Here is a 3,728-nt window from a genome sequence, read left to right as displayed (position 1 = left end):
CGGGCCGCGCACCGATCCGGCGCAGCGCCTGGGCGGCGACCGCGTCGGCGGAGCCGTGCAGGACGAGCGGCGGGCGGTCGGGGCGCTGGACGGCGGCGCGGATGCGTTCGGCGACGATCTCGTAATGGGTGCAGCCCAGGACGACGGTCGTTACATCGTCGGGGGTGAGCGCGGCGGCTGCAGCGAGGGCGGCGTCGATGGCCGTCTCGTCCGCGTGCTCCACCGCCTCGGCCAGTCCCCAGCAGGGGACCTCGGTCACCGGCACACCTTCCGCGAAGTCCTCGATGAGGCCGCGCTGGTAGGGGCTGCCGGTGGTGGCGGGAGTGGCCCAGATCGCGAAGGGCGTGCCGCCGGCGGCGGCCGGCTTGATCGCCGGGACCGTGCCGATGACCGGGATACCCGGCTCCAGGAGGTCCCTCAGTGCGGTCAGGGCGTGGACCGTCGCCGTGTTGCACCCGACGATCAGGGCGTCGGGCCGGTGCGCGGCGGCGGCCTCGGCGACGGCCAGCGCGCGCCGCGTGAGGTCTTCCGGAGTCCTCGGTCCCCAGGGCATGCCGTCGGGGTCCAGGGAGAGCACGAGATCCGCGTCGGGGCGTACGCGTCGTACCGCCGCGGTGGCCGCCAGAAGGCCGATTCCGGAGTCCATGAGCGCGATCTTCACCCGGCCACGATAGACGATGGCCTCTGTGCAGCCGCTCCCCTGGGGCAAACTGCGCCCGTGAGCATCCTCGCGTGGACCGCCGCCGTATCTCTCGCCGCTTGGCTGTGGCTGCTGCTCTGTCAGGGCTTCTTCTGGCGCACGGACGTCAGACTGCCGGCCCGTACCGACCCGGACGACTGGCCCTCGGTCTGCGTGGTCGTGCCGGCCCGTGACGAGGCCGCCGTACTGCCGGAGAGTCTGCCGTCGCTGCTCGCCCAGGACTATCCCGGGCGGGCGGAGATCTTCCTTGTCGACGACGGGAGTTCGGACGGCACCGGGGAGCTGGCCCGTGAACTGGCGCGGGCGCACGGGGGGTTGCCGCTGACGGTGGACTCCCCCGGTGAACCGCCGGCGGGCTGGACGGGCAAGCTGTGGGCCGTACGGCACGGTATCGGGCTGGCACGCGCGCGTGGCCCCGAGTATCTGCTGCTGACGGACGCGGACATCGCGCACGCCCCGGACAGTCTGCGGGAGTTGGTGGCGGCGGCGCGCACCGGTGGCTTCGACGTCGTCTCGCTGATGGCCCGGCTGCGCGTGGAGAGTCTGTGGGAGCGGCTGGTGGTGCCGGCGTTCGTCTACTTCTTCGCGCAGCTGTATCCGTTCCGCCGGATCGGCCGGAAGGGGGCCCGCACCGCGGCGGCGGCGGGCGGCTGCGTCCTGTTGCGTGCCGACACGGCCGGGCGGGCGCGGATCCCAGACGCCATCCGGCACGCGGTGATCGACGACGTGGCGCTCGCGCGTGCCATCAAGGGCAGTGGGGGCCACATCTGGCTGGGGCTCGCCGAGCGGGTGGACAGTGTGCGCCCCTATCCGCGGCTGGGCGACCTGTGGCGGATGGTCTCGCGCAGCGCGTACGCGCAACTGCGGCACAACCCGCTGCTCCTCCTGGGCACCGTCGTGGGGCTGGCGCTGGTGTATCTCGTGCCCCCGGTGGCCCTGTTCGTGGGGCTGGGCGCGGGAAGTGCGGGTGCCGCGGTTCTCGGCGGGCTCGCGTGGCTGGTGATGACGGGGACGTACGTCCCGATGCTCCGCTACTACGGGCAGCCGTTGTGGCTCGCTCCCCTGTTGCCGTTCACCGCGTTTCTGTACCTCTTGATGACGGTCGATTCCGCGGTGCAGCACTACAGGGGACGCGGTGCGGCCTGGAAGGGCCGCACCTACGCGCGTCCGGAGGCCGTCGTCGGCGAGGAGAGCTGAGGGTTCACTTGCGGCCCGGGGTCCAGTTCATGCCCCACCCGTAGATGCGGTCGACGGTCCGCTGCGGGCTCACCCCGCGGTCCGGGACGAGGTAGCGGGCCTCGCGCTGGACGACGAGGTCGGCCCCGGTGTTGGTGATCAGGGCGAGCGCGCACACCGTGGAGGGGACCGTGCACTCGTCGAGCGAGAAGTCGATCGCGGCGCCGTGCTGGGGCTGGAGGGTGACGGTGGCGTGCAGGTCGGCGAAGGAACGGGCGCCTTCGTAGATGGTCACGAAGACGAGGATGCGCCGGAAGTCCTTGATGTGGTCGAGGTTGACGGTGAGGTTCTCGCCGCTCGCCGACGCGCCGGTGCGGTCGTCGCCGTCGAGGTGGATGTACGGGGGTTGCTGCAGGGAGCCGTAGGCGTTGCCGAGGGCCTGGACGACGCCCTTGCGGCCGTCGGCGAGTTCGAACAGGGCGCACAGGTCGAGGTCGAGGTCCGCGTGCATCGCGACCGCCCGGCCGCGTTTGCTGCCCCAGCCCGAGAACTGCTTGCGCACCTCCCAGTTGAGGTTCACGCGCATGGCGCCCGAGGTGCCGCCCTGCTTGGTCAGGGAGACCGAGGGGGCCGCCTTGGTGAGGGTCACCTTGGACAGCCGGACGGGGGCGGTGGGCGGCATCGGGGGCGGAGGGGGCGGCGCAGCCACGGTCACGGGCGGCGGGGGCAGGTGCACCGGGGGCCCGGCGGGCGGCGGCATGGTGACGGGTGGTGCCGCCTGCTGTGGTTCGTCCACGGTGATGCCGAAGTCGGTCGCCAGGCCTTCGAGCCCGCTGCCGTAGCCCTGGCCGACGGCCCGGAACTTCCAGGCGCCCTGGCGGCGGTAGAACTCGCCGAGCACGAAGGCGGTCTCGACCGTCGCGCCCGCGCTGTCGAAGCGGGCGACCGTGGCGTTCTGTGCGGCGTCCCGGACCTCGATGTACAGATCGGGGACCTGACCGAACGTTCCGCCTTCGGCGGAGGCGGCGAGGACGACGCGGTCGATGGCGGGCTCCACGCGCGCGAGGTCGACGAGCAGGGTGTCGGTCATCCGCCCGTCGGCGTTGCCCTTGCCCTCGTGGCGGACCGCGCCGGAGGAGTGCGTCGGCTGGTTGTAGAAGACGAAGTCGCCGTCGGTGCGGACCTTCCCGTCGACCAGGAGCAGGGCCGAGGCGTCCGCGTCGGGGACTCCGGGGCCGGGCCGCCACCCCAATTCGACGCGCAGTGCCGTCGTCGGCACCGCAACATTCGATCCTTTCGGCATTGACATGTCTGCCCCCATCGCGTGTCACCGTGCCAGGACACGCCCCGGCAGCCCATTGGGTGTCTACTCGCACAACCTATTCCCCGGGGCCCCGAACGCCCATGCGGAGCGCGCCGGGGAACGCGCCGACACCGGTGGCCAACCCCTGGTAACCCGCCCGGAACTCGGGCTTTACACGATCCGAACGCCGATTGATGCCCTTTTTTGACAAGTTCGCTCGCATTGGGGATCCCGTGCCACTGCCGACACGGAAAACAACCCTCTTATCGGTCTCCCCAACCAGCACATCGTGGGCTTAACTTATGTGCCATGACCTCCCCCCGCTCCACTTATGGCGGCGGCTACTACTCCGCCTCCTTCCCGGACACTCCGATCTACGACTCTCTCGTGGCCGAGCGGGGGACCCCGCAGATCGCTCCGATCCGGGTTCCCGCCGCGTACGACATGCCGGGGAGCAACCTGCCCGCGCTGCCGTCGGCGCTGCCCGCCCTCCCGGCCGGTCCGTCGCAGACGCCGTACGGCTACCCGCAGGCGCAGCAGCCCTCCCCG

Annotated in this window: 4 protein-coding genes; 2 read left to right on the top strand and 2 right to left on the bottom strand. The window is 71.7% G+C overall.

What is annotated here, in order from left to right:
• Positions 1-661: glutamate racemase (locus tag R6V09_RS48425; protein ID WP_317887818.1), on the bottom strand; the 661-nt coding region annotated here is incomplete at its 3' end.
• A gap of 57 nt (positions 662-718) precedes the next feature.
• On the opposite strand from R6V09_RS48425, the gene R6V09_RS48420 reads away from it, so the two are divergent.
• Entirely contained in the window at positions 719-1,897 is a 1,179-nt protein-coding gene (locus R6V09_RS48420; RefSeq protein WP_317887817.1) for a glycosyltransferase, read from the top strand.
• Between the two features lie 4 nt (positions 1,898-1,901).
• On the opposite strand, the gene R6V09_RS48415 is transcribed toward R6V09_RS48420, so the two are convergent.
• Positions 1,902-3,179 carry a TerD family protein gene (locus tag R6V09_RS48415; protein ID WP_317887819.1) on the bottom strand — a complete coding sequence of 426 codons (1,278 nt, stop codon included), beginning with the start codon at positions 3,177-3,179 and terminating at the stop codon, positions 1,902-1,904.
• Positions 3,180-3,488: 309 nt separating this feature from the next.
• Here R6V09_RS48415 and R6V09_RS48410 point away from each other — a divergent pair.
• Positions 3,489-3,728: DUF6643 family protein (locus R6V09_RS48410; protein WP_317887816.1), on the top strand; the 240-nt coding region annotated here is incomplete at its 3' end.

This window comes from Streptomyces sp. W16, assembly GCF_033194735.1.
In the GTDB taxonomy this organism is placed as follows: domain Bacteria; phylum Actinomycetota; class Actinomycetes; order Streptomycetales; family Streptomycetaceae; genus Streptomyces.
Note: the sequence above shows the minus strand (reverse complement) of the source record. Positions and strands in the feature narration are given on the sequence as shown.

Bases quoted from the DNA above. Each gene is read 5' to 3' on its own strand.
- R6V09_RS48415 (WP_317887819.1), bottom strand. From the start codon at position 3,179: ATGCCGAAAGGATCGAATGTTGCGGTGCCGACGACGGCACTGCGCGTC.